Below are 25,956 nucleotides of genomic sequence, written 5' to 3' on the forward strand. Positions count from 1 at the left end.
GGCGCGGGAATCTACGACCTGCGCGGGATCAGCGACACGCTCCAGGAGGAGGACCCGCTCTTCGGCCTGATCCAGTTCAAGCTCGGCACCGGCGGCCAGGCCGCCGAATACCTCGGGGAGTGGGACTTCCCGCTCAACAAGCTGCTGCACAAGGCGCTCGACCTCTACATGTCGCGCCGCTGACTGCCACCCGTGAGTCCACGTCCGAACACTGAACGTCCGAACGTCATCGGAGGGACCGCATGACCCTGTCGCTGTACCTCGACACCGACCGCTGGCGCACTCATCAGCAGTCCGTCCAGGCCGAGTTCGCCAACCTGGTGCCGGTGGCCAAGGGCAACGGCTACGGTCTGGAAAACCGCCGGCTCGCCGCGGAGGCGGCCCGGCTCGGCACGAAGCTGCTGGCCGTCGGCACCCCGCACGAGGCCGCCGAGGCCGCCTGCTGGTACGGCGGCGAGCTGCTGGTGCTCACCCCGTACCGGATCGGCGAGGACGCGCCGCCGCTGCCCCGCGAGGTGATCCGCACGGTCGCGAACATCGAGGCGCTGTCGGCCCTGCCGAACGGGTCCAGAGTGGTGATCGAGTGCGCGACCAGCATGAAGCGACACGGCATCGCTCTCACCGAACTGCCCGTACTCCCCGGGGTGTTGAACGGTCTGCAGGTGAAGGGCTTCGCCCTGCACCTGCCGCTGGACCGGCCCGACAACTCGGACCCGGTCGAGGAGGCGGCGCACACCGTGGACGCGATCGCGGCAGCCCGACTGCCCATTGGCGAGATCTTCGTGAGCCACCTGAGCCCGGCCGACCTGGCCCGGCTCGCCGACCGCTGTCCGGACACCGTCTTCCACTCCCGGATCGGCACCCGGCTCTGGCTCGGCGACGTCGGGGCGCTGGGCGCCCGGGCCACCGTGCTCGACGTGACCCCATTGGCCAAGGGTGAGCGCTACGGCTACCGCCAGCACAAGGCGCCCTCCGACGGCCACCTGCTGGTGGTCTCCGGCGGCACCGCCCACGGCATCGGCCTGGAGGCGCCCAAGTACGTGCACGGCCTGCTGCCTCGCGCCAAGGGCATCGCCCGCGCCGGCCTCGCCACGGTCAACCGCTCCCTCTCCCCCTACAGCTGGCAGGACCGCCAACTCTGGTTCGCCGAGCCGCCGCACATGCAGGTGAGCATCCTCTTCCTCCCCCGCGACACCAAGCCCCCGGCGATCGGTGACGAACTCCCCCTGCACGTCCGGCACACCACCACGCGCTTCGACCGGGTGGTGGACCGTTGAGGACGACTCCCGCCTGACGACCGCTCGGACAATGTCACGCGCACTGCTCCAAGTCCCCCTTCAGCGGCGGCCAGGACCGCCCTAGTCTGCTGCAGCGCACCGGGCAACAGATCAACGTGGTTCCGGTAAGGGTGCGTTGCTCATTCGGACCGCACGCCCGCCCGAGCCGCCCGAGAGCTGATCACCTACCAGGAGGGACCACGACATGCCCGCTCTTCCCGACCGCCGCGCGGTTCTGCGTGTGGGACTAGCGACCACGATCCCCGCGGCGGTCGCCGTGGGCGCGGCGACGCCGGCCGAGGCCCGGACGCCCGTGCTCCGGGACCAGGACGTGACCCGCTGGATGGCGGCCTACCTCAGGGCCTGGCAGACCAAGGACGCCGACGCCGTCGTCAAGCTCTTCACGCCCGACGCCCTCTACGAGTCCGTCCCGGGCGTCGCGGACCAGACGTTCCACGGCCGCAGCGAGATCCACCGGTACTGGACCGGCGTCACCGCGCCGCAGGCCGGGATGACCTGGCGCTACGGCACGCCGCTGGTCAGTGGTGACCGCGCGGACATCGAGATCTGGGTGACCATGCAGGTCCCGTCCGACACCGACGGAACCATGCAGTGGGTCACCCTGATCGAGACGAACGTCCTCAAGTTCGCGACGCCCACGCTCTGTTCACGCAACATCGAGTACTCCCGGATCCTCACCGGGAAGATCGACCCGCCCGCCGGCTGGGGTCGCCGCTGAGCCGCCGGCCACCGCCGCCCCGGCCGGACCGCGGGCCGGGGCGGCGGTGGCCGCTGCGTGGTGCGCGGGTCAGGGGTAGGAGACCACGGTGGAGGGGGTCGTGCCGGTGCCCGAGGTGGGCGAACCGACACCGTTGATCACGTGGTTGTACTGGCCGTCACCGCCCAGCGAGACCACCGAGAGATCGTGGAACTGCACGCCAGGGGTGTTCGGCGCCTCGAATCCGTGGTCCATCCGGATGGTGGGGTCGACGTTGAAGTAGCAGTAGCTGCCCAGCCCCCAGCCCTGGTGGCTGGTGACGTTGTCGTCCACCTTGTAGGCGGCGTAGCCGAGGGTGTTGCCGTTCTGGATGGCGGCCTGGTTCGGCGCGTCGTACGCGATCTCGTTCTGGAAGAAGATCGTCGTGCCACCCTGGCCCGACCACTCCACGTCGTACTTCTCGAAGTGCTCGACGAACAGGCCGGTCGCCTCCACGTTGTTACCGTGGACGGTGAGTCCGTAGTCGGCCGGGTTGACGGTCCAGCCGACGCCGGTGCCGTGGTCGGCCCGCCAGATCCAGGTGTGGTCGATGACGGTCTCGTTGCTGTTGATCTCCATGCCGGTGGTGGTCAGGCCCGCGCCCGCGCCACCGACCCGGACGAAGACGTCCTGCACGGTGGTCGGGTCCGCCGTGTGGTCGGCCGAGGCGCCGGGCTGGCCGACCTGAAGCAGCACCGGGGAGTTGACGGTGCCGGCGTCGAAGAGCAGGCCGGCCAGCTTGACGCCGTCGACGTCGGAGACCGCCATCGCGGTCACGCCGTTGTCCGGGACGATCGTGGCGAACCCGAGCCCGAGCACCACGGTGTCCGGGCGGGTCACGTTGATCGTCTGGTCGACGTGGTAGACGCCGGGCGTGAAGAGCAGGTTGAGGCCCTGCGCGAGGGCGGCGTTGATGGTCTCGGCGGTGGCGCCGGGCTTGACCAGGTAGAACTGGCTGAGCGGCAGCGAGTTGCCGGGCGGGGTCCCGTTCGCCCAGTCGACGCCGCTGGCGTTGGTGCGCAGCGCCGGGACGAAGACCTGGTAGTTCCCCGAGCCGTCCAGGTAGAGGAAGGGCTTCTCGCGTGAGACCGGGGTGGTGGGCAGCGTGGTGTAGCTCGGGCTCGGGAAGCTCTGGGCGGGAGCGCCCTGGACACCCGAGAAGACCTGGTTCCAGACCCCGTTGGAGAAGCCGCCGATCGAGCTGTCCCGGGTGTACCACTGCTGCTGCGAGTAGTTGCCCACGCTCCCGGAGATCCGGCTGTCGGCGATGTAGCCGCCGCTGGCCCAACCGTAGCCGGTCGGCGAGAGGTTGAGTCCGCCGTGCACGTCCATCCGGCGGAACGGCGCGGCCTGCGCGACCGCCCAGCGGTCGGTGCCGCTGACCGGGTTCAGCGCCAGGTTCTCGGCGGAGCGCCAGAAGTTCTGGGTGGCGTTGCCGTTGTTCCAGCCGGCATCCACGGTGACGTCACCGTTGAAGGTGGTGTCGTCCGGGTTCAGGCCGAGACCCGCGATCGAGGTGTAGAAGCCGAGGTTGGCGTTGATGTTGCTGTAGGTCCCCGGCTTGAAGAGCAGCGCGTACCGACCGGTGCCGAACTGCGCCGACTGCTGCTGCTGGAAGACGCTGTCCAGGGTGGCCTGGATGTTGGGCGTGCTCGGGTCGAAGACCAGCACGTTCGGACCGAGGTCGCCGCCGCCGGCGATCGGTGGCACGCCGCCGGTCGTGTGGATCCCGAACTCCCAGAGCGAGTAGCCGTACTGGGTGCCGCGCTGGGTGCCGTACAGCCGCACGTACCGCCCCGAGCCGGTGACGTTGAGCGTCTCGGTGCCACCGGGGCCGCTGGTGGTGGAGTAGATCGTGGTCCAGTTCACGGCGTCGGCGGAGGTCTGGATCTGGTACGCCTTCCCGTACGCCGTCTCCCAGTTGAGCACGACCTGGCAGATCTGCTGGGTGCTGCCGAGGTCGACCTGGAGCCACTGCGGGTCGCTGAACGCGCTGGACCAGCGGGTGTTGAGGTTGCCGTCGACCGCCGCCGAGGCCGGGGTGCCGGAGTTCTCGGTGGAGGAGGCCGTGGCGGGCATGCCCTGGGCGGCGTCGGTGGTGCCGCAGGCGGGCGGCGCGGTGGTGGCGGACGCGCTGTGGGAGCGCGGGGCGGTGGTGCCGGCGCGCGCGACGGCGGGTGGGGCGGCCAGCGCCAGGACGGCGACCAGCACCGCGGCGACCAGCGCGGCGGCACCGCGCCGCTCGCGGGCCGCGGCGCGGCGTGTCGGGGTTGAGCTCACGGGCTTCTCCTGCGGGTGGGTGAGGTGCGGAGGGCCTTGCGGGAGCGTGGAAGCGAGGTTGCCGGTGCGCGGGCACGCCGAAGGGGAAGGCGGTGGTTCGGCCTGGACGGCCACGCAGGGGAGGAGACGGCGCCTTCGCCCCGAAACTCGGGGGAGCGCTCTCGCAGCGAGTCTCGGGGCGGTTCTTTCCCGGTGTCAAGACCCTCGACGCAGCTTGCCGCCTGGACCGGCAGCCCGGCGCCGCCCGCTTCCCGACCGACGCACGGCTGCCCGCCGGGACGCCCCGTTGCAGGTCAACGCGGCGCCGGGACGGACTCCACGCCCGTCGGCACGACCCCTCCGGACTCGAGAAAGCGGGCGAGCGGCAGGGTGGCCGCGCCGAGCGTCACCGCGTCGGGGCCGAGCAGTCCGAGGTCGATGGAGGTCTGCGCCCGGGGAAAGCTGAGCGCGTAGGCGGTCGCCGCCTCCCGCACGGCCGGCAGCAGCCGGGGCCCGAGGAGCAGGCCGGCCCAGCCACCGATGATGACCCGCTCGGGGTTGAACAGGTTGATCAGGTCGGCGATCGCCGCACCGAGGTACTCGGCGGCCTCGCCGAGCAGTTCGGCGGCGGCCGGGTCCTGGTCGGCGGCCGCGAGCAGCGCGGCGAGCCCGGCCTTCTCGTCCGCGCTGGAGACGCTGGAGACGGTGCTTCCGGACGCGCCGGAGACCGAGCCGGAAACCGAGCCCGAGACCGCGTCCGACGCCGCCCGTCCCCACCGCTCGACCAGCGCCTCGGCGCCGATGTACGCCTCCAGGCAGCCACGCGCGCCGCACCGGCACAGACGTCCGCCGACGTGCACCTTGGTGTGCCCCCACTCGCCCGCGCTGCTGGTCGCCCCGCGGAACGGCACCCCGTTGGCGATCACGCAGGCGCCGACCCCGGAGCCGAACAGCGCCACCACCGCGTGGCTGGCCCCGCGCCCGGCACCGAACCACATCTCGGCCTGGCCCAGGGTCTTGGCCCCGTTGTCGACGTGCAGCGGCAGGTCGGTGCCGGTCCGCAGCAGGCGGCCCAGCGGGACGGCGTCCCACCCCACGGTCGGGCCGTGCACCACGATGCCCTGGCAGTCCCCGGCGGGCTCGCGCTGCTCGACGATGCCGGGCACGCCGATCCCGACTCCGAGCACGTCCGCCTGGTCGGTCCCGGTCTGCGCGAGCACCCGCGCCAGCCCGCTGAGGATCAACCGCACCACGTGGTCGACGTCGTGCCCGTGGTCGGAGAGCGGCTGGTCGACGGCGGCGAGCTCGGTGCGGGCGAGGTCGAAGAGCGCGACCCGCACCTGCGTCTCCCCCACGTCCACGCCGACCAAGTAGCCGAAGTCGGGCCTGACTCGGAGCATGATGCGGGGCCGGCCGCCGTCGGACTCGACGGTGCCGGCCTCCTCCACCAGCCCGTCGGCGATCAGCTCGCCGATCACGTTGCTGATCGATCCGGCGCTGAGGCCGGTGGCGTGACCCAATTGTTGCCTGCTGGTCGGCCCGTCGAAGTACAGCCGCCGCAGCAGCGTCGACCTGCTGCTCCGGCGCAGGTCACGGACGGTCTGAATGCCTCGCTTCGGCATGGTCTTCCTCGATCGGTCGGAGATCTGACATTCGGTCGGCGATCTGACATGGCGCCAGGTCTTGACGCGCTCTTTTCTCAGACGTTAAATCACGCCCTGAAGTTAGTGCTTGAGATGCTAACTCCACCCGACCTGACGCACCAGCACATCCCTGAGAGGGGACCGGTCATGCGCTTCACCCGGATCGCCGTCGGCACCGCCCTGGCCAGCACACTCGCCCTCACCGGCACCGCCTGCGGCGGCGGGTCGAGCAGCACGGGTGCGAGCAACTCCAGCCCGAAGACCCTGACTTACTGGGCCTCCAACCAGGGTGCCAGCCTGGACATCGACAAGCAGGTGCTGACCCCGGAGTTGAAGAAGTTCGAGCAACAGACCGGCATCAAGGTCAACCTCGAGGTCGTGCCGTGGTCCGATCTGCTCAACCGGATCCTCGCCGCCACCGCCTCGGGCCAGGGCCCCGACGTGCTCAACATCGGCAACACCTGGTCCGCCTCGCTGCAGGCCACCGGCGCGCTGCTGCCCTTCGACAGCGCCACCTTCGCCAAGATCGGCGGCGCGGACCGGTTCATGCCGGCCACCATCGCCTCGGCCGGCGCGGCGGGCCAGAGCCCGGCCGCCGTGCCGCTCTACTCCATGGCCTACGGCCTGTACTACGACAAGAAGCTCTTCCAGGCCGCCGGGATCGCCAACCCGCCCACCACCTGGGACGAGCTGGTCTCGGACGGAAAGAAGTTGACCACCGGCTCGCAGTACGGCCTGGCCATCGAGGGCGGCAACGTCTCGGAGAACGTGCACAACGTGTTCACGCTGGGCCAGCAGCACGGAACCGGCTTCTTCGACGCCGCCGGCAAGCCGCAGTTCGACAGCCCGGCGGCGGTCGCCGCGGTCAAGCAGTACGTCGACTTCATCGCCGCCGACAAGATCGCCGCGCCCGGCGACGCCGAGTACGCCGCCAACCAGTCCGTCACCGACTTCGCCACCGGCAAGGCCGCCATGCTGATGTGGCAGGCGGCCGGCGCCAACCTCAAGTCCCACGGCATGAACCCCGACGACTTCGGGGTGGTCCCGGTGCCGGTCCCGCCCGGCGCCACCGGCGCCATGGCGACGAGTTCGATGGTGGCGGGCATCAACCTGGCGGTCTTCAAGAACACCAAGAACCTGGACGGCGCACTGAACTTCGTCAAATTCATGACGAGCACCGACGAGTCCACCCTGCTCAACAAGGCCTACGGCTCGATCCCACCGGTCAAGGACGCGCAGAGCGACCCGGCCTTCGGCACGCCCGAGCTCAAGACCATCGCCGGCGTGCTCGCGAACAGCGCGGCACCGCTGCCGCAAGTCGCCAATGAGAGCCAGTTCGAGACCCTGGTCGGCACCGCCGTCAAGAACCTGCTCGCCGCGGCCGCCGCGGGCCAGCCGATCACCGACGACACCGTCAAGGCCGAACTCACCAAGGCCCAGCAGCAGATGCCGGCCTCCTGACCGTGCGACAGCCCCTGCGCCGACCGCGCCTTCCCCGAACGGCCCTGCCCTATCTGCTGCTCGTGCCCGCGCTCCTGCTGGAGCTGCTGATCCACCTGGTCCCGATGGTGGTCGGCGTCGTGATGAGCTTCAGACAGCTCACCCAGTTCTTCATCCGCGACTGGTCCACCGCGCCCTGGCGCGGCCTGGGCAACTACCGTACGGCGGTGGACTTCAGCGCTCCGGTCGGGCGCTCGCTGCTCAACTCGTTCTGGACCACCTGCCAGTTCACCGTGCTGTCGGTCGGCCTCTCCTGGCTGCTGGGCATGGCGGCGGCGATCTACCTCCAGGAGAACTTCCGCGGCCGGGGACTGCTGCGCACGATCTTCCTCATCCCCTACGCGCTGCCGGTCTACGCCGCCGTCATCACCTGGTCGTTCATGTTCCAGCACGACACCGGCCTGATCAACCACGTGCTGCACGACCAGCTCCACCTCACCTCCGGCAAGCCGTTCTGGCTGATCGGCGACAACAGCTTCACCGCGCTGGTCACCGTCTCCGTCTGGAAGACCTGGCCGTTCGCCTTCCTGACGCTGATGGCCGGTCTGCAGAACATCCCCCGCGAACTCTACGAGGCCGCCTCGATGGACGGCGCGGGCGCCTGGCAGCAGGTCCGCCGGATCACCCTGCCCTCGCTGCGCCCGGTCAACCAGGTGCTCGTCCTGGTGCTGTTCCTGTGGACCTTCAACGACTTCAACACCCCCTACGTGCTGTTCGGCCGATCCGCCCCGCAGGCGGCCGACCTCATCTCCATCCACATCTACCAATCCTCCTTCGTCACCTGGAACTTCGGCACCGGCTCGGCGATGTCGGTGCTTCTGCTGCTGTTCCTGCTGCTGGTGACAGGGGCCTATCTGCTGGTCACCTCACGCCGCAGGAGCGCCGATGCCTGACTCGTTCCGGCGCCGGCGGCCCGCCTCCCCGACCGCGCCGTCCGCCTCCTTCCGGTGGAGCCGGCGGATCTTCCTGACGCTGCTGTCGCTCTTCACGCTCACCCCGGTGTTCGTGATGATCAGCTCCTCGCTGAAACCGCTGCAGGACGTCCAGGGACCGTTCCGGTGGATTCCGACCACCATCACGCTGCGGCCCTACCTCGACATCTGGTCGACCGTGCCGCTCTGGCACTACTTCGTCAACTCGGTGATCGTCTCGGTCAGCGCCACCGCGGCCTCCGTGGTGATCGCGATCCTCGCCGCCTACGCGGTCAGCCGCTACCGCTTCCCGGGCCGCAGGCTCTTCACCGTCACGGTGCTGTCCACCCAGATGTTCCCGGGCATCCTCTTCCTGCTGCCGCTCTTCCTGCTCTTCGTCAACATCGGCAACTCCACCGGCATCGCGCTGCTGGGCAGCCGCGGCGGCCTGATCCTCACCTACCTCACCTTCTCGCTCCCGTTCGCCATCTGGATGCTGGTCGGGTACTTCGACTCCATCCCGCGCGATCTCGACGAGGCGGCCGCGGTGGACGGCTGCGGACCGGTTCGCACCCTGCTGCGGATCCTGCTGCCCGCCGCGGTGCCCGGCATCATCGCCGTCAGCGTCTACGCCTTCATGACCGCCTGGGGCGAGGTGCTCTTCGCCTCCGTCATGACCGACGACACGACGCGCACGCTCGCCGTCGGTCTGCAGGGCTACGCCACCCAGACCGACGTCTACTGGAACCAGGTCATGGCGGCCTCGCTCGTGGTCAGCGTGCCGGTGGTGGTCGGCTTCCTGCTTCTGCAGCGCTACCTGGTCGCCGGACTCACCGCGGGCGCCGTCAAATGACCGGCCCCGCCCGCGACTCCGGCAGTCCCCTCGCCCCTTCCGTCGAAAGGCCGCCCGCCGTGAACGACCTCACCGCCCTGCCCGACGACTTCCTCTGGGGCGCCGCGACCGCGGCCTATCAGATCGAGGGCGCCGTGGCCGAGGACGGCCGCGCCCCCTCGATCTGGGACACCTTCTCCCACACCCCCGGCAAGGTGGCCGCCGGCGACACCGGCGACACCGCCTGCGACCACTACCACCGCTGGCCCGAGGACCTGCGCCTGGCCGGCCAACTGGGCCTGGCGGCCTACCGGTTCTCGATCGCCTGGCCCCGGGTGGTGCCGCAGGCCGACGGCCGGGTCAACCAGGCCGGCCTGGCCTTCTACGACCGGCTCACCGACGCGCTGCTGGAAGCCGGCCTCACCCCCTTCCCCACCCTGTACCACTGGGACCTGCCGCAGGCCCAGCAGGACCGCGGCGGCTGGCCCGAGCGGGCCACCGCCGAACGGTTCGCCGAGTACGCGGCCGTGGTGGCCGAGCGCCTGGGCGACCGGATCACCGACTGGGCCACCCTGAACGAGCCGCTCTGCTCGGCCTGGATCGGCCACCTGGACGGTGCGATGGCCCCCGGCCTGCGGGACCTCACCGCCGCGGTCCGCGCCTCGTACCACCTGCACCTGGGACACGGACTGGCCGTCCAGGCGCTGCGCGCCGCGGTCCCCGGCGCCCGGATCGGCATCGTCAACAACCTGAGCCCGATCCTGCCCGCGAGCGACAGCGCGGCCGACCGCACCGCCGCCCGGCGCGCCGACGGGCACGTCAACCGCTGGTGGCTGGACCCGATCCACGGCCGCGGCTACCCGAAGGACATGGTCGACCTCTACGGCGTCGACCTGCCGATCCACCCCGGCGACCTGGAGCTGATCGCCGCCCCCCTGGACTGGCTCGGCCTCAACTACTACTTCCGCCAGCACGTGACGGCCGACCCGTCCGGCCCCGCGCCGTACACCCGCCAGGTCCCCGGCCCCAACCCCGAACGCACCGCGATGGGTTGGGAGGTCCACGCCCCCGGTCTCGAAGAGCTGCTGCTGCGCCTGACCGAGGAGTACGGCGCCCGGCGCATCTACGTGACCGAGAACGGCTCCGCCTACCCCGACACCGTGACGGCGGACGGCAGCATCCACGATGCGCAGCGGGCGCGCTATCTGGAGCAGCACCTGGCCGCCTGCGCCAGCGCGGTCGCCAAGGGCGCCCCGCTCGCGGGCTACTTCGCCTGGTCGCTGCTGGACAACTTCGAGTGGGCGTACGGCTATGAGAAGCGCTTCGGCCTGGTCCACGTCGACTACGCCACCCAGCGCCGCACGATCAAAGCCAGCGGCCACCGCTACGCGGAGCTGATCGCCGAGCACCGCAACCGCTGACCGGCGGCACCGGCACCGGCCCGCCCGGCCCGCCCGGATCGGGCGGGTCGGGCGGGTCGGGCGGGTCGGGCGGGTCGGGCGGGTCGGGCGGGTCGGGCGGGTCGGGCGGGTCAGCCCACCGGCGTTACTGCCAGGCGTCGTTGACCGGCGCGGCGTACCGGTCGTTGTTGGTCAGCGGGGCCAGGCCGAGCGCGTCGTCGATGGTGCGCAGCAGGCCGTACTGGTCGACCCGGCCGCTGCTCTGGTAGCCGGGCTTGACGCTGTTCTGCGAGCCGAGCAGCAACGTGGGCACCCGGTTGGGGTAGCCGGGGCCGAACGACTTCACCGCTCCCTCGTCCCAGGTGATGACCAGCAGGGACCGCTGGGTGGTCCAGGCGGGCGAGTTGAGGATGCCCGGCAGGGTCTGGCTCAGCCAGGTGTCCCCCGCCGTGATGCCGCAGGCCTCCATGTCGTCGCAGTCGTCGGCGGCGAACCAGGAGAAGGCCGGCGTCGTCGCCGCGGACCGCAGGTCGGTGGGCAGTTGGGTGAGCGGCTGCATGTGGGCCTGGCAGTAGGCGGCGTCGCTCTTCATGTCCTGGAAGTAGTAGAACGGCGCGTCGTCCGGGGCGTAGTAACCGTGGCTACTGGCATCGCAGTTGCCGTTGGCGCCCTGTAGGTACTCCTTCCAGGTCTTGCCGGCCTGCTCGACCCGGTTGCCCAGGTGCGGGGCGTTGATGGTGGTGGTGGAGACGCTGTTGCCGGTCAGGCCGTACAGACCGCCGGCCGCGAGGGCCACGTAGTTGGGGTCGCTGGGGTGGGTGGTGGCGTACGACTGGGTCAGTGAAGTCGCGCTCGGCAGCAGGCCGTTGAGGTACGGCGCCTGCGCGGTGTTGCCGATGATGTTCGCGTAGTCCTGGTTCTCCATGTAGACCAGGAAGACGTGGTCGTAGCCGGGTACGGCGGAGGCCGGGACGGTCAGCACGGGGGTCGCGACCGGGGCCGAGAGAGTCAGCGAGAGGTCGTCGGCGTAGCCGTCGGTGGTGTTGCCGGCGGTCCAGGTGAAGGCCAGGTCGAGCTTGATCGAGCGGGTGCCGGCCGGCAGCGTGCCGGTCGCGGTGCGCTGGAGGAACTCGGTGGTGTTGTTGCGGTCCGTGTTGCTGACCGGGCCGAGCTGGGCGCTGCCCAGGGCGGTGCCGGCGGCGTTCCGGAAGGTCGCGGTCAGGCCGACCCGGTCGTTCTGCGAGGCGTACCCGCCCAGCCAGCCCGAGAGGTCGTAGCCGACACCGCCGCCGTCGATGGCGCTCGCGGCCGACGACACGTCAGCGGTCTGCGACAGACCGGAGTTGCCGGTCGCGCCACCCGCGAAGAAGCCGGTGCCGCGGCTCGGGGAGCCCGGGGTGTTCGCGTCGGGGAAGCCGCCCGCGGCGCCGTAGCAGACGACGTTCGGCTCGCCACCGGTGATCGTCCAGCCCGGGACGGTCATGCCGTCCAGTCCGTTGGGCGAGCAGATGGCGGCCGACTCGCCGCCGGCGTCGACGATCAGGTTGCCGCTGGTGCTCCCACTCGGGGCGGGCACCGTCCACCGCTGGTTGGCCTGGGCGCTGCCACAGGTCCACAGGTCGATCCGGGTGCCGTCGCTGGAGCTGCCGCCGAACACGTCCAGGCAGAGACCGGAGACCGGGTTGACCAGCGTGCCGTTGCCGCCGGTCCACTGCTGGCGGGCCTGCCCGTCGCAGGTGTACAGGTCGGCGTAGGTGCCGGCGGCGGTGCCGCCCCCGCCGGCGTCGAGGCACTTGCCCAGGGTGCGGATGGTCCCGTCGCCGGGCAGCGTCCAGTTCTGGTTGGCGCCGCCGTCGCAGTGCCACAGGATGATCTGGTTGCCGTCGGCGGTGCCGGCGCCGGAGTCGTCCAGGCACTTGCCGGCGAGCCCGGTGACGGTGCCGCTGGCGGTGCCCGCCGCGCCGGCGGAGGCCGGAGCCGCCGTCAGGCCGCTGAGCAGGGCGATCAGACAGGAGAGCACGGCGGCGAGCGCGCTGGTGCGCGAGCGCCACCGCCTCGGGCGGGGGTGCGACATGGCGGGAAGGCCTCTCGACGGCTGGGCGGGGGTGGTGGTGCCCTGACCGCTCGGATGCGATGTCACCTCCGAGCTCGGGACAGGGTGGCGTCGCGAGGAGGCTTCGAGAGAACCGGGAGAGGTACGGCACGTGACGTCTTGGCGTGCATGACAAGAGATCTGGCCGACAAGTGGAGTCCATGAGAGGAGAAGTGACGTTGAGTCAGTGCGCTGCCCCGGCAGAATCTGTGTCGGTCCTGTGTGATCCGATAGCTCTTGCTCGCTCCTGAGCATTCGTCACCTTTCTGTTCGAACGGGAGCCCCATGCCTCACAAGAGCACCTCACGAGCCGCGGCGATCGCGATGGCGGTCGGGATCGCCGGCGCGGTCTGCCTGCCCGCCACCTCAGCCCAGGCCCAGGCTCAAGCCTCGTCCAGCACTGTGACCCTGCCGCTCGCGCACTACTCGCACATCCTGATCGACTCCGCTCATCGGCACTTATTCATCAGTGGTGGCACCGGCAGCACCAGCATCCTGGTCACCGACTACAGCGGGCGGACCGTCACGACCGTGGACAACGAGCCCGGTGCCACCGGGCTGGCGCTCTCCTCGGACGGCCGCACGGTCTACGCCGCGCTGGCGGACGGTGACGCCGTCTCAGCGATCAGCACCCGCACGCTCACCGAGCGCGCCCGTTACGCCACCGGTGCCGGCACCGACCCGATGTACGTGGCCTACACCGGCGGCGAGATCTGGTTCGGCTACGGCGTCGCCGCCCACGGCGGGATCGGCTCGATCGATCCGAGCAGCGGCCCGGCAGCCGTCACCCTCGCCGCGGCCCCGGGCTCCTGGTACGCGGCTCCGCTGCTCGCTGCCGGCCCGAACGGTGAGCTGGTCGCCGGCGAGCCCGGCCAGAGCCCTGACCAGCTGGCCAGCTACGACGTCTCGAGCGGCACCGCGAGCGTGCTCGCCGCGCAGCGGTTCATGCAGACCGGCGGCAACCTGGCCGACCTGCAGCTCACCCCCGACGGCTCCGAGGTGGTGACGGCCAGCGGATACCCCTACTACCAACAGGTGTTCAAGGTCTCCGACCTGACCCCGGCCGGGCAGTACAACAGCACCAACTACCCCGACGCGGTCTCGGTCGCCGCGGACGGCACGGTGCTGGCCGGGGTCGACAACCCCTCCGCGAACTCCATCTACGTCTTCGCCCCGGGCAACCCCACCCCGCTCAAGGCGTTCAACGTCTCGGGCGTCCCGGCCCCCGCGGGTCTGGCCGTCACCCCGGACGGCACCGAGCTGTTCGCGATCAGCGGCGACGCCTCGGGCCACCCGGTGCTCAACATCCTGCCGAATCCCGAGCAGGTCACCTCCGGCCTCTCCCTCACCGGGCCGACCAGCGCGGCTCCCGAGTCGGAGGTCACGCTGACCGGCTCCCTGGCCGGCAGCGCCCCGTACGCGGCGGGCCGGAGCGTGCACGTGACCCGGGTCGACGCCGACGACCCGGACGGCGTCAACCTGCCCGACGTGACCACGGCCGCCGACGGCTCGTTTACCGTCACCGACACCCCGTGTGCCACCGGCTCCGTCAGCTACCAGATCTCGTACGACGGTGACGCCCACCTGGCGGCCGCCCAGGCGAGCGCCACCGTCTCGGTCGGCGGCTAGCCGGCACTACACGAACGTCACGGCCTGTCCGGCCCGGTGGGGTCGGACAGGCCGTGACGTTCACCGCGTCAGTGCGGCATCAGGACCGGTCCTGCCGGCTGGGATGCCTTGGTCTCCTCGAACTCGTTGCCGACCGGACGCCGCGCGCCGTACAGGCGCAGCCCCACGACGACGAGAACGGCGATGGCCAGAGGCGGGTAGATCGAGCCGGGTAGTTGCCAGTACCAGGCGACGCCGCGTCCCCACCGGTGGGGCGATATCCACATGGCGTGGCAGAGGAACACCGCCAGCGTGATGCCGAGCAGCACCCGCCGCCCTGTGGTCCTGGCCTCCACGGCCAGCAGCGCGATGAGAGGGATGCACCAGACCCAGTGGTGCGTCCAGCTGATCGGCGAGATCAGCAGCGCGGTGAACGCGGTGCAGACGGCGCCCCAGGCGTCGGCCCGGCGCAGTCGCCGTGCGGAGCGCCCGGCCAGGACGGCCACCGCGAGGCCGAGCGTCCCGACGACAACGCAGGCGGCGAGGCCGACCAGGCCCGGGTCGTTGACGTCGAGGAGTCGGCAGACCGCGCCCCGCAGGGACTGGTTGTCCATGAGGACCGTGACGCCTACCCGGCTCGGGTCCCAGAGGTACGTGGTCCAGAAGCCGTAGGAGGCGTCGGGCAGCAGGAGCCAGCCGATCAGGCCGGCCGCCAGGAATGTGCCTCCTGAGACCAGAGCGGCTCTGATCCGGCCGGTGAGGAGCAGGTACACGGCGAACAGGCCCGGGGTTATCTTGATGGCGGTGGCCAGACCGATGCCCACGCCCTTGAATCGGCTCCGGTCCGGCAGGGTCAGGTCCCACAGGACCAGGCAGAGGATGCCGAGGTTGATCTGGCCGTACTGGAAGGTGGTGTACACCGGCTCCAGCCAGACGCCCAGGCCCGTCGCGAGAAGGACGGCGGCTGAACGGTGACGTGCGTGAGGCCACCCGATCAGGCGCAGGGAAAGGTGGACGGCCAGGGCGAGCAGGGCGAGGCTGAGGAGCACCACCAGAACCCGCAACGTGCTCACGTCGAACCAGGTGCTCGGCACGAAGAGCATCGCGGCGAACGGCGGGTAGGTGGCCGGCAGGTCCCACACCCGCATCGCGTACAGGTCCGCGCCATGGACGACCGCGGCGCCCTCACCTCGGTAGACCAGCATGTCGACCATGGTCGAGCCGTGGAAGTGACGCACGACGGCGAACACCACCAGCGACACCGCTGCCACGCAAGCCGCAGCCGCGGTCCAAGGTGTCGATCCTGCGGGGCCGGAGGTATCGACGCGCTCATCGATACCCGCCTGCCGTGCCCACCGTTTCAGATCGAACTCGCGCACCGCGATGCCACCCCCGTTGAGACAGACCAGATCGTTTCCCTGAGGCTCCCCCCGGGATACGGAGGACGTTGACGGAGGTTCAGATGGTTCTCATAAAGAACTCTGGGCGGGGGCTGGCCTGTGTGACGGGCTCGGCAACGGCAGCGCACGCGCCCCCGGCGCGGGCAGATCACGCCCGGTGGTAAGGCTTGCCGACGAAGCGCATCGCACGGGAGCTCGAGGCGAAGCCGAGCGAGGCGTACAGCGGCACGGCGGAGTCGCTGGCGTTGAGGGTGAGCAGGGTGCAGCCCCGGGCGGTCAGCCACTCGACCAGCGCGCAAGTGACGGCCCGGCCGTAGCCGCGCCGGCGGAACGGCTGCTCGGTGACGACGGTCTGCAGCTGCCCGAAGACCCCGGCGTGGTCGGGGCCCGGTAGGCCCTGGTGGACGACACCGATCGCGCAGGCCGCGAGACCGCCGGCCGGGTCGTCGATCACGAACGCGGCGACCCGGTCACTACCCAGTTGTTCGCGTAGGTGGTCCGCGAGCCGGTCGCGCCATGGCCCGGTGGCATCGACTCCCACCATCTCGGCGTGGATGCGGGCGAGTTCGGCAGCGTCGGCCGGGGATGCCGGGCGCACGTTCAGGTGGTCACCTCCGCGAGGCGGTCGGCGAGTTCGCCGGCGGTGGGGCGCTCGGGGGCGGGTGCGGTGAGAACGTCGGCGAGTACCGTCTGCAGGTGCGGCCACGGCCGCGCCGCGCTCAGCGGGATGCCGGCGGCGATCGCCCTCCGCAGGTCAGCCGGGCTGGTGTCCTTCAGAGCGAGGCCGGTGGCGGCGTAGTCCAGCGGCCAGCGGCCGGTGGTGCAGGTCCAGAGCAACCCGGCGAGCGCGTAGACATCCGCCGCCGGTGGGGGCTTCACGGGTTGTGGGCCGAGGCTGATCCAGGTGGCGAGTTCCGGCGCGACCAGGTGCGTGATGCCGCCGTTGAACTCCCGCCACGGGTCGGTTCCCTCGCGCCACGACCAGCCGAAGTCGATCAACTTCACGCCGGTGGCGTTGTGGATGCCATGGGACGGTTGCAGGTCGCCATGAACCCAGCCGGCAGCATGGAAGTCGCCGACCGCCCGGCACAGCGCCACCGCCCCGGCGAGCGCGGTCGTGCGGGCGCCGGAACCGTCGCGCACCGGCTGGAACAGCTCCCAGGTGGACGGGCCGTCCAGCCATGGCGTGACGTACCAGACGTGGGGGCCGGAGCGGCCGGCGGTCACGGTGTAGTCCGGCAAGGTGTCGAGTACAGCGGCTTCCCGCGCGGTGATCTCCGCGCCTTCGCCGTCGGCGCCGTACCCGAGCTTGATCGCGACCGTGCCCAGCGGTCCGGTCGCCTGCCACACGGCCGAGCCTCGCCGGTCGGTGATCTCTCTCAACTCGACTGACCCGCAGATGTTCTGCGCGGCCGTCACCGCCTCGGGGGGACAGGGAGCGAAGTCGCCCATGCCCGTACCGCCTTCCAATCGCAGGGGATGTGCTCGAACACGTCTCGACCATCGTCGTCGGCTACGGCCACCGCCCGCGCGAGCTCGGGTGTGTCCATCAAGAACTGCGGATCGCGTGGCCGCACGGCGGCGCGCACCGGCAGGAACGAGCACGGCGGCGGTGGGATGCTCCGGCCGAACTTGTCGCACTCCCGGGCGCCCTGGGTGAACTTGCCGAACATCACGCCCACCGGCCCGTAGAGGTGTTTCAACGCCCAGTGCGGCCAGGACAGCAGTTCACCGTGGTCGGTGTCCAGAGCGGCGCCGGTGATGACGATGTTCTCGCAGACGAACGCGCCGTGCGGTCGACTCATCAGCGGCCGGATCCACTCGGCTGCCTGAACGGCGGCGTGGAACAACTCGGCTTCGACCTCGTACCGGTGGGCGCCGGGCGCGATCTCGTACACCGTCCAGCCGGTCAGCCCGCGCTGGGCGGACGGTGCGAGGAACGAGCAGTGCCCGAACAGTGCGGCGGTGTAGCCGGTGACGTCCACAGCGGTCGGACTCGGCGACCGGGACTCGACGAGGCGGAGCGCCCCGGCGGTTGGCCGGGACGCTCCGTCGGCGTGGATGGTGGCCAACAGGTCACCGGGCGGTCTTGGCCGGGGTGTTGCCGTCGCCGTCGCCGGGGGCCGGCGAGCAGTTCCATTCGGCGACCACGCGGCCGGTCTCCCGGTAGGCGGTGAGCGCAGCGGTGTCGACAGCGCCATTGCCGTCGGTGAACCAGATCGCCGGGAGCGGGCCGTACGCCTCCTCGTACGCGGTCACCCAAGCGACGAACCCACGCCCGGACGTCTCGGCGTGGACGATCTCGCGGCCGGCGTGCCTCTCGGTGAACGCGGTGTGCGCCTGGCTGTCCTCGGCGAGCTGGTGCCACACGGCGTCGATCGCCGCGCTGAACATCTCCGGCGCGCTCTGGCCGGTGTCGAAGCGGTGCGCGGTGATGGCGAAGAACTTCCCGAGCTCGACCAGCTCGACGCTGCGCGTGGTGGTGGTGCTCATGTACTCCTCCTACAGGTTGGGGCCGCCGTCTGGCAGCTGCACTCAGTGAACGCTCAGTGACGCAACAGGAGTACCGTTGGACATCGGGAACCTTGTTCAAAGCGTTCAAGATCCATTGCAGGAGCGCACCTTGACGGATTGTCGGACCGGGGATGACCAAGACCTCACGCTGGGCGTCGTGGTGTTGACGATGGGAGACCGCTCCGTAGAGTTGCGTGCTCTCCTGGAGTCGGTGGCGGCACAGGAGGGCGATCCTGCGAAGGTCGTGGTGCTGGGCCAGGGTGTGCAACTCCCCGAGCTGCCTTCGGGGGTCGACGCGGTGGAGCTGCCGGAGAACCTCGGGATCCCGGGCGGCCGCAACAAGGGCGTGGAGTGGCTTCGTGACCACCGCGGCGTGGATGTGGTGGTGGTTCTGGACGACGACGGCCTGCTGCCCCGAACCGACACGTTCCGCCTCGTGCGGGATGCGTTTGCCAACAACTCCCGGCTGGGGGTGGTGAGTTTCCGGATCGTGGACGAGGAGGGGCGGACCGCGCGCCGGCACGTACCCCGGCTGGGTGCCTCCGATCCGCTGCGTTCGTCCGAGGTCACCACCTTCCTGGGAGGCGCTCATGCCATCCGGATGAGCGTGATCGACCAAGTGGGCGCGTTTCCCGCGTCCTTCTTCTATGCGCATGAGGAGACGGACTTCGCGTGGCGCGCGCTGGACGCCGGGTGGGAGATCCACTACCGGGCCGACCTGGTGCTCAGGCACCCGCGCACCGACCCGGCCCGCCATGCCACGTACTACCGGCTGACGGCCCGCAACCGGGTGTGGCTGGCCAAGAGGCACCTGCCGGCCGTCCTGGTGCCGGTGTACCTCGCGTCGTGGAGTGCCTACACCGTGGCCCGCAGGCCGCCGCTGGCCGGCCTCAAGGCATGGTGGGCCGGGTTCTTCGAGGGGGTACGGGTTTCGTGCCCGCCGCGCCGGCCGATGCGGTGGCGGACGGTGTGGCGGATGGCGCGCTTGGGGCGGCCTCCGGTGATCTGACGGCCGGTGATGGCGTGGTCGGCCCGGTCATTCGGTTCGAGATCCTCTCAGGAGGTTGACTTGGCGGTCCGCAGGGAACCGAACGAGCGGCTGGCGGCTGTCATCGCGGAATCCGGGTGTACGTACGAGGCGCTGGCAAAGCAGGTCCGGACCGTCGCTGCTGAAGCGGGCGAGGCACTGCGCACCTCCCGGTCGGCTGTCTTCTTCTGGGTGAACGGCGGCACGCCGACCGGCAAGACGGCGACCTATCTCGCCGAGGCGCTGAGCAGAATGACGAAGCGGAAGGTGACGGTCACCGAGATCCGTCTGGGCTGCGACGGGATCGGGGAGGCGATGAGTGCCGATCCGCTGGCCGCTGCCGCAGACCTCGGGAGATTCGCAATGCAGCACCGCAGGGACTTCCTCACCGCCGCGTTTGCGGCTGCCGCTGTCGGCCTTCCCCTCACCTACGACCATCAGGCCGCCGCCGCCACGCTGAGGGCGGCCGACAGCGGCGGCAGGATCGGTATGGAGGAGGTCTCCTGCATCCGGCGGTTCACCGAGATGTTCAGGAGCGCGGACGACCGGCTTGGGGGTGGATACGGCCTGACCGCAGTCACCGTGTACTTCACGGATACCGTCGTTCAGTTACTCTCCGGCCGCTTCCCCTCCGAGCAGGTCCGCCGTGACGCCTACGGCGCGGCGGCCACCTTGGCGTGCCTGGTCGGATGGAAGCACCACGACCTCGGCCGCGAGGGCGCGGCTCAGCGGTTCTACCTCCTCGGCTACCAACTGGCATGCGAGTCCGACCCGGCCGGGCACGGGGCATGGATGATGCGAGCTTTGACACACCAGGCCCTTGACGTCGGACAGCCCGCGCACTGCGTGGAGTCGGCCGAAGCTGCACTGTCCCGGGCCCGGAAAAAGGTGGATCGGAACACGGAGGCACTGCTGCTGGTGACGGCCGCGCGGGCGTATGGCGCCTGCGGCGAGGGCACGAAGGCCGCCGCCGCGCTGGTGTCGGCCGAGGACGCCATGCTCGTCACCGACGACGCCGTCCCCTCGTACGCCGCCGCGTCCGGACCGGTCGCAGCCACGATCGCCTCCCACACGGCCAAGACCCTGACCGAGTTGCGCGACCACAAGGCGGCGGAGCAGCACTACCGCCTGGCATTGAAGGATCGGACGCCGGAGACGTACCAGCGCGTGCACGGCCTGACCATGGCGAACCTCGCGAAGTCGGTGGCTGCCCAGCGGCGCCACGACGAGGCCCTGGGGCTGTGGCACCGGTCCCTGGACTTCATGGGCGGTGTCGCCTCGGACCGCAACAGGAAGGAAATCACCACCATGCGGTCGGTGTTGGTGGGCTACCGGAAGCGCGGAATCGCCGGCGCCGCAGAACTCGACCAGCGGGCGGCGGACGTGCTCCGAGCCATGGCGTAGAACGCGGAACTGCCACAACGACGACTACGTCCCGCCGGCGAGGGCACGGCCGCGCGAGCACGCCGAACCCTGACCACCCAACAGAATCCATCACCAGCAAACAAAGTTCCGCACGAGCACTGTCGCCATGTCGCATGTGCCATTACAGTCGCACACGGGGCAGCGACAACGCCCCAGTCAGGACCCCCACCTGACCCGGAGACGGCGAAACCGGCAGCGGAACCACGTGTGCGTTTCTGTCGACCCCGTCCGGGACATCCTGGCTCCCCCACCCCCGACGCGCCCCTCGGAGCAGCATCCATGCGTGCGACACGCAGCAGATCCACCCGCCTGCCCAGCCTCCTGCTGACCCTCACCCTGGCTACCCCCGGACTGGGGGCCCTGGCGGTCACAACAGCTCCCCCGGCCGCCGCGCTGGGCAACGGCAACGCCCTGACCCCGCCCATGGGCTGGAACTCCTGGAACTCGCTCGGCCCCAGCGTGAACGAGCAACAGGTGAAGCAGACCATCGACTTCATGTCGTCCAACGGCCTGGTGCCGGCCGGCTACAACACCGTCACCATCGACGACGGCTGGTCGCTGCGCCACCGTGACGGCCAGAGCACGGACTTCGTGAAGAACGCCGACAACGGCATGCAGCTGTACGACAACAACGGCAACCCGGTCTCCGGCACCGACGGCACCGGCAACGACCCCACCAGCGGGCACCTGGTCCCGGACCCGAGCAGCTTTCCCAGCCAGACCGTCAACGGCCAGACGATGAACGGGATCCAGTACCTGGCCTGGTACGCCCACAGCAAGGGCATGAAGTTCGGGCTGTACGGCACCGACACCTACACCACCTGCCAGGGGCATCCCGGGAGCCTGGGCCACGAGAGCACCGACGCCGGCGACTTCGTCTCCTGGGGCGTCGACTTCGTGAAGTACGACGACTGCCCGTACGGCCCGACGATCGTCGGCCCCGACGGCTACAGCTACTACCCGCAGGGCGAGGGCAAGGAGCTCACCGAGTCCATCTACGCCCGGACCCAGACCTTCCAGCGCGCCCTCGATGCGGCGACCGCCGCTGCCGGCCGGCCGAAGGTCACCCTCAGCCTGTCCGCGCAGCCCGCGCACACCGGAATCCCGTACCTGCTGAACGCCAACGACCCGGCCCGCACCGACCCGTTGATCGTGGCCGCCGGAGTCCAGCCGCACCAGGCCGCCGGCTACTACCCCACCGGCGTGTGGTGCGGGCAGGTCGCCAACATGTGCCGGATCGGCGGCGACCGGGACAGCGAGCTGGACGGCGTGCTCTACAACGGCCAGTTGCAGACCGCCCTGAAGTACCCGGGCAACGTGCACCCCGGCAGCTGGAACGACATGGACATGATGTTCGCCGGCTGGCAGGACCCGTACGGCGTCTGGGGCGTCACCGACACCTACAAGGGCAACAAGCCGTTCACCGACGACGAGTCGCGCACCGAGCTGTCCGTCCTGTCGATGATGGCCGCCCCGCTGATCTCCGGCGCCGACCTGCGCACCGCCGCCGACTCGCAGCACACCGCGAGCGGCTACACCTGGTCCACCGGGATCAACTCCTCCGCCCTGGGGCTGCTGAAGAACCCCGACATGATCGCCATCGACCAGGACAGCCTCGCCAAGCCCGCCACCCTGGTCGGCAACCCGCCCGCCTCCTCGACGGCCCCGGTGATCCTCGAACGCCGGCTCGCCAACGGTGACCTGGCCGTCGCGCTGATCAACCAGGACCCGAACAACTGGGCCATGCCCAGCGCCAGTTTCGCCGCCCTCGGCCTGACCGGCGCCAGCTACTCCTACCGGGACCTGTGGACCGGCGCGACCGGCACCCTCACCGGCACCGTCGGCGGCAGCTGGATCCCCGCGCACGGCGTCACGCTCCTGCGCATCGCCGGCGGAGCCGTCGGCATGAGCGGCGGCGGCACCGGGACCGGTGGCGGCCAGACGGGCATCGTCGGCGACGGCAAGTACCACGCGATCAGCGCGGGCGGCACCGCCGGCCAGGCACTCGAAGTCCAGGGCGGCTGCAACGCCAACGTCGGCGGCAACTCCGACATCAACGCCTACCAGAGCGGCAACGCCGCCCAGCAGTGGCTGTTCACGCCCAACGCGGACGGCACCGTGACGATCACCGACAACTGCTACACCTCCGCCCAGAACCACACGGTGCTCGCGGCCGGCGGCGGAGTCGGCACCGCCTACCTGCTCAACCCCTCGGCCAACAACCCCTGGCAGAAGTGGAAGGTCACCCAGAACAGCGCCGGCGCGCTGACCATCACCAACGTCGGCAACGGCCTGACCCTGGACGTCGCCGGCAGCACCGCCGGCTCGACCGGGATGACCAACCCGGCCAACACGGGTGCAGCTGGACAGAGTTGGACCGTCCTGTCCTGACAAGCCGACCCGCTGATGCTCCGCCGGACGGTCCCGTGAGGCGACGGGACCGTCCGGCGGAGCATCCCGTGGTCACCGCGCCCGCAACAGGTCGTGCAGGGCTCGGGCCACCCTCGCCATGACCGCCTCGGCCATCGGCTGGGCGGCTGCGGGCACGGAGGATTCGGTCAGGGCGGCGATGGCGTACCGCGAGCCGTCCTCATGTTCGACCACCCCGATCTCGTGGCGCAGGTTGAGCAGGGTGCCGGTCTTGGAGGACCAGCGTGAGGCGTCGGAGCTGAAGTCGGGGGCGAGCCGGTGCCGGATGACGTTCTGGCCCATGAGCGCTCGCACCTGTTCGGCGACGGCCGGCGGGATGCGGGTGGGCAGCCACAGCGCCTGGAGCAGGTCGACGCAGGCTCGGGCGGTCCCGGAGTTCGCCTGGCTGACGTCCAGTTGGGGGATCGGATGCCCGTGCCCCGCCGTGCGGGAACCGATCGCCAGCGACTGGGCGAGGTGGACCTCTCGCGGCTCGAACCGTTCCGCCGGAGTGCGGGTGAGCTCTCGCATCGGGTGGCGAACGGTGATACCCGTGAGGCCGGCGTTCGCCAGCGCGTCGTTGACCTCGGCGGGTGGGACCAGGTGGAAGAGGGCGTCCGCTGCGGCGTTGTCGCTGAACGCGGTGCTGAGGTAGAGCAAGTCCTCGACCGCGATCCGGGCGGGGTGGCGGAACCTGCTCAGTCCCACCGGGCCGGCCGCCGTGCTGCGCTCCGGTAGCACGTCGATCATGGTGGCCGCGTCGATCCGGCCGTCCTGGATGCGTTCCAGCACGGCGGCCGCGAGCGGGATCTTGACCAGCGACGCAAGGGGCAGCTCGACGTCCGGGTCGATGCCGACCTCCTCACCGGTGGCCAGGTCCCGCACCAGGAACGAGCCGGACAGCCCGCCGTCCGCGAGCACGGCTCGAAGCGCCCGGATGGCCCGCTGGGAGTTCATGCCCGCTCCCGCACGTCGGTCGGTACGCCCAGGCAGCGCGCGATCGGTTCCCGGAGCCCGTCGCTGACGCGTCGTGCGTCGACACCGCTGCGGGCGCGCAGCTGGTACCCGCGGGCGACGGATGTTCCGGCCAGTGCGCGCCAGGACAGTCCCAACTCGTCGGCCTGGCTGGGCGCGCAGAGCAGCAGGTCGCCGTTGCGCAGGGCGTGGGCGACGGCCGCGGTCAGTGAGGCCGCGACCGCGATCTGCGCGGGCAGCAGGGCGGCGCGGTGTCCGAGCTGCTGCAACTGGTCCCGGATGTGCGGCAGATCGTCCTCCGGCTGGATCCAGATCCGCCGGAACGTGCGCTCCACTCGTCCGGGCCGAAGCGTCTCGAGGTGCAGCGGTCGCGCATCGGCGCCGACCGTGTCGGCCACTCCGAGCGGAACGGCCCAGGTGGCCTCGGGGGTGGGGACGGCGACGAGCACCAGGCCCACCTCTCGGGTGTTGAGGAGGTCGACCCGCCCGGCCGGGCCCGCGGTGCGAAAACGGAGGACCATGCCCAGCTCACGGGCCGCCGCGTCGAGCGCGGCCAACTGCCTGACCGGGCAGATGTCGGGGACCGCGAATTCCAGCGGCTCGAGTCGCGCCTGCTCGGCATCGCACTCCAACGCGTCCGCGAGCTCGGCCAGCCTCTTCGCCGACGGGAGCAACTGCCGCCCGAAGGCCGTCAGCACGGCACGACGGCCGGACCGGTCGAACAGCAGGCCACCGAGGTGCTTCTCCAGGGCGGCGATCCGCCGGCTCGCGACCGGCTGCGGCACGCCAGCCGCCGCGGCGCCCAGGGTGAAGCTCCCTCGCTCACCCACCTGCACGAACACGCGGCACGCCCCCACCAGATCCACAGCCGCATCGTATGCACAAATCGCATGCGAAACGCCAGTTCTGTCTTTGCCCGCATGAGACGTCCGGCGGCAGGCTGTCGAGCATGCCCTTCACGACTGCGTCCTTCACGACCGCGCCATTCACGAAGCGCCGAAGCGTCCTGCTCGTCACGGTCCCCCTGCTCGCGGCCGCCCTGCTGGCCGGCTGCGCCGCGAACGACACCCGGGCACCGACACCGGCGGGGTCCCGCAGCACCGCTGCCGCCGCCCCGGCCACCGCCTCCTTCCAGCAGCTCGAGCAGCACTTCGGCGCCCGACTGGGGATCGACGCGGTGGACACCGGCACCGGCCGGGAGGTGACCTACCACGCCGACGACCGATTCGCGCACGCCTCGACCTACAAGGCCCTGGCCGTCGGCGTCCTGCTGAGCCACGCCTCCGAGGCGGACCTGGACAAGGTGGTGACCTACAGCTCGGCGGACCTGCAGAAGTACGCGCCGATCACCTCGCAGCACGTGGCCACGGGCATGCCGCTGCGCGACCTGGCCGCCGCCGCCATCCAGTACAGCGACAACACGGCCGCCAACCTGGTCACCGACAACCTCGGCGGCCCAGCCGCGCTCCAGCAGGCAGTGCGCGCCCTCGGCGACCCGACCACCAACGTCGACCGCACCGAGCCGACCCTCAACGAGGCGACCCCGGGCGACACTCGGGACACCAGCACACCCCGGGCCATGGCCACCGACCTGCGCCGCTTCGTCCTCGGTGACGCCCTTCCCGGCGATCGACGGCAACTGCTCACCGGTTGGCTGCTCGGCAACACGACCGGCGCCCCCTACATCCGGGCCGGCGTCCCGGCCGGCTGGAAGGTCGGGGACAAGACCGGCAACGGTGGGTACGGCACCCGCAACGACATCGCGGTCGTCTGGCCGGCCGGCGGCGGCAGCCCGATCGTCATCGCCGTCCTCTCCGACCGCGGCAAGGCCGACGCCGCGTCGGACGACGCCCTGATCGCGCAGGCCACCAAGGCCGCCCTGGACGCCCTGCACTGATCGTGCTGTTGGGGCTGCCGGTCGCCGGGC

Annotated in this window: 22 protein-coding genes; 12 read left to right on the forward strand and 10 right to left on the reverse strand. The window is 70.7% G+C overall.

Annotated features, from left to right (window positions below; genetic code table 11):
• The 3 genes from P3T41_RS30350 to P3T41_RS30360 all read left to right on the forward strand — a co-directional run.
• On the forward strand, positions 1-183 hold a 183-nt coding region (locus P3T41_RS30350), incomplete at its 5' end, for a peptidoglycan bridge formation glycyltransferase FemA/FemB family protein (protein ID WP_280691332.1).
• Positions 184-242: 59 nt separating this feature from the next.
• Positions 243-1,277, forward strand: coding sequence for an alanine racemase (locus P3T41_RS30355; protein ID WP_280693774.1), 1,035 nt, complete (start codon positions 243-245; stop codon positions 1,275-1,277).
• Between the two features lie 205 nt (positions 1,278-1,482).
• The gene (locus P3T41_RS30360; protein WP_280693775.1) at positions 1,483-2,016 is read left to right on the forward strand and encodes a nuclear transport factor 2 family protein; all 534 of its coding nucleotides are present in this window, start codon (positions 1,483-1,485) and stop codon (positions 2,014-2,016) included.
• A 69-nt stretch (positions 2,017-2,085) separates the two neighbouring features.
• Here P3T41_RS30360 and P3T41_RS30365 read toward each other — a convergent pair whose 3' ends face one another.
• Together P3T41_RS30365 and P3T41_RS30370 are read right to left on the reverse strand one after the other, a co-directional pair.
• Positions 2,086-4,314 (reverse strand): discoidin domain-containing protein, encoded by a 2,229-nt coding sequence (locus P3T41_RS30365; protein WP_280693776.1) that lies wholly within the window; start codon positions 4,312-4,314, stop codon positions 2,086-2,088.
• Positions 4,315-4,607: 293 nt separating this feature from the next.
• Complete coding sequence (locus P3T41_RS30370) at positions 4,608-5,915, reverse strand: ROK family transcriptional regulator (protein ID WP_280693777.1); 1,308 nt, start codon at positions 5,913-5,915, stop codon at positions 4,608-4,610.
• A 168-nt stretch (positions 5,916-6,083) separates the two neighbouring features.
• On the opposite strand from P3T41_RS30370, the gene P3T41_RS30375 reads away from it, so the two are divergent.
• Genes P3T41_RS30375 through P3T41_RS30390 form a run of 4 tightly spaced genes read left to right on the forward strand, consistent with a single transcriptional unit; the run spans position 6,084 to position 10,600 of the window.
• On the forward strand, positions 6,084-7,397 hold the full coding sequence (locus P3T41_RS30375; RefSeq protein WP_280693778.1) for a sugar ABC transporter substrate-binding protein: 1,314 nt from the start codon (positions 6,084-6,086) through the stop codon (positions 7,395-7,397).
• Between the two features lie 2 nt (positions 7,398-7,399).
• Positions 7,400-8,329: a sugar ABC transporter permease gene (locus P3T41_RS30380; protein WP_280693779.1), complete on the forward strand. Its 930-nt coding sequence runs from the start codon at positions 7,400-7,402 to the stop codon at positions 8,327-8,329.
• The gene (locus tag P3T41_RS30385; RefSeq protein WP_280693780.1) at positions 8,322-9,200 is read left to right on the forward strand and encodes a carbohydrate ABC transporter permease; all 879 of its coding nucleotides are present in this window, start codon (positions 8,322-8,324) and stop codon (positions 9,198-9,200) included. The genes P3T41_RS30380 and P3T41_RS30385 overlap by 8 nt, the downstream gene beginning before the upstream one ends.
• 59 nt (positions 9,201-9,259) lie before the next feature.
• Positions 9,260-10,600: a GH1 family beta-glucosidase gene (locus tag P3T41_RS30390; RefSeq protein ID WP_280693781.1), complete on the forward strand. Its 1,341-nt coding sequence runs from the start codon at positions 9,260-9,262 to the stop codon at positions 10,598-10,600.
• Positions 10,601-10,724: 124 nt separating this feature from the next.
• Here P3T41_RS30390 and P3T41_RS30395 read toward each other — a convergent pair whose 3' ends face one another.
• Positions 10,725-12,653, reverse strand: coding sequence for a ricin-type beta-trefoil lectin domain protein (locus P3T41_RS30395; RefSeq protein ID WP_280693782.1), 1,929 nt, complete (start codon positions 12,651-12,653; stop codon positions 10,725-10,727).
• A 303-nt stretch (positions 12,654-12,956) separates the two neighbouring features.
• On the opposite strand from P3T41_RS30395, the gene P3T41_RS30400 reads away from it, so the two are divergent.
• Positions 12,957-14,300 (forward strand): hypothetical protein, encoded by a 1,344-nt coding sequence (locus P3T41_RS30400; protein ID WP_280693783.1) that lies wholly within the window; start codon positions 12,957-12,959, stop codon positions 14,298-14,300.
• A gap of 68 nt (positions 14,301-14,368) precedes the next feature.
• Here P3T41_RS30400 and P3T41_RS30405 read toward each other — a convergent pair whose 3' ends face one another.
• The 5 genes from P3T41_RS30405 to P3T41_RS30425 form a co-directional block, all read right to left on the reverse strand.
• Positions 14,369-15,541 carry a glycosyltransferase 87 family protein gene (locus tag P3T41_RS30405; protein ID WP_280693784.1) on the reverse strand — a complete coding sequence of 391 codons (1,173 nt, stop codon included), beginning with the start codon at positions 15,539-15,541 and terminating at the stop codon, positions 14,369-14,371.
• 286 nt (positions 15,542-15,827) lie between these two features.
• Positions 15,828-16,277, reverse strand: coding sequence for a GNAT family N-acetyltransferase (locus P3T41_RS30410; protein ID WP_280693785.1), 450 nt, complete (start codon positions 16,275-16,277; stop codon positions 15,828-15,830).
• A gap of 2 nt (positions 16,278-16,279) precedes the next feature.
• Positions 16,280-17,131, reverse strand: coding sequence for a hypothetical protein (locus tag P3T41_RS30415; RefSeq protein ID WP_280693786.1), 852 nt, complete (start codon positions 17,129-17,131; stop codon positions 16,280-16,282).
• Complete coding sequence (locus P3T41_RS30420) at positions 17,095-17,664, reverse strand: hypothetical protein (RefSeq protein ID WP_348533707.1); 570 nt, start codon at positions 17,662-17,664, stop codon at positions 17,095-17,097. The genes P3T41_RS30415 and P3T41_RS30420 overlap by 37 nt, the downstream gene beginning before the upstream one ends.
• Positions 17,665-17,755: 91 nt before the next feature.
• Positions 17,756-18,172 carry a hypothetical protein gene (locus P3T41_RS30425; protein ID WP_280693788.1) on the reverse strand — a complete coding sequence of 139 codons (417 nt, stop codon included), beginning with the start codon at positions 18,170-18,172 and terminating at the stop codon, positions 17,756-17,758.
• 190 nt (positions 18,173-18,362) lie between these two features.
• On the opposite strand from P3T41_RS30425, the gene P3T41_RS30430 reads away from it, so the two are divergent.
• The 3 genes from P3T41_RS30430 (at position 18,363) to P3T41_RS30440 (ending at position 23,036) form a co-directional block, all read left to right on the forward strand.
• Positions 18,363-19,202: a glycosyltransferase gene (locus tag P3T41_RS30430; RefSeq protein WP_280693839.1), complete on the forward strand. Its 840-nt coding sequence runs from the start codon at positions 18,363-18,365 to the stop codon at positions 19,200-19,202.
• 60 nt (positions 19,203-19,262) lie between these two features.
• Positions 19,263-20,624, forward strand: coding sequence for a tetratricopeptide repeat protein (locus P3T41_RS30435; protein ID WP_280693789.1), 1,362 nt, complete (start codon positions 19,263-19,265; stop codon positions 20,622-20,624).
• A gap of 300 nt (positions 20,625-20,924) precedes the next feature.
• Positions 20,925-23,036: an alpha-galactosidase gene (locus P3T41_RS30440; RefSeq protein WP_280693790.1), complete on the forward strand. Its 2,112-nt coding sequence runs from the start codon at positions 20,925-20,927 to the stop codon at positions 23,034-23,036.
• A gap of 72 nt (positions 23,037-23,108) precedes the next feature.
• Here the strand turns inward: P3T41_RS30440 and P3T41_RS30445 are convergent, their stop codons facing one another.
• Positions 23,109-24,011 carry a class A beta-lactamase-related serine hydrolase gene (locus P3T41_RS30445; protein WP_280693791.1) on the reverse strand — a complete coding sequence of 301 codons (903 nt, stop codon included), beginning with the start codon at positions 24,009-24,011 and terminating at the stop codon, positions 23,109-23,111.
• A complete protein-coding gene (locus P3T41_RS30450) occupies positions 24,008-24,895 on the reverse strand; it encodes a LysR family transcriptional regulator (protein ID WP_280693792.1) in 888 nt (295 codons plus the stop codon). The genes P3T41_RS30445 and P3T41_RS30450 overlap by 4 nt, the downstream gene beginning before the upstream one ends.
• An 83-nt stretch (positions 24,896-24,978) precedes the next feature.
• Here P3T41_RS30450 and bla point away from each other — a divergent pair, with 83 nt between their 5' ends.
• Positions 24,979-25,926 (forward strand): class A beta-lactamase, encoded by a 948-nt coding sequence (gene bla / locus P3T41_RS30455; protein ID WP_280693793.1) that lies wholly within the window; start codon positions 24,979-24,981, stop codon positions 25,924-25,926.
• Positions 25,927-25,956 lie beyond the last annotated feature (30 nt).

It is taken from the genome of Kitasatospora sp. GAS204B (genome assembly GCF_029892155.1).
Classification (GTDB): Bacteria; Actinomycetota; Actinomycetes; order Streptomycetales; family Streptomycetaceae; genus Kitasatospora.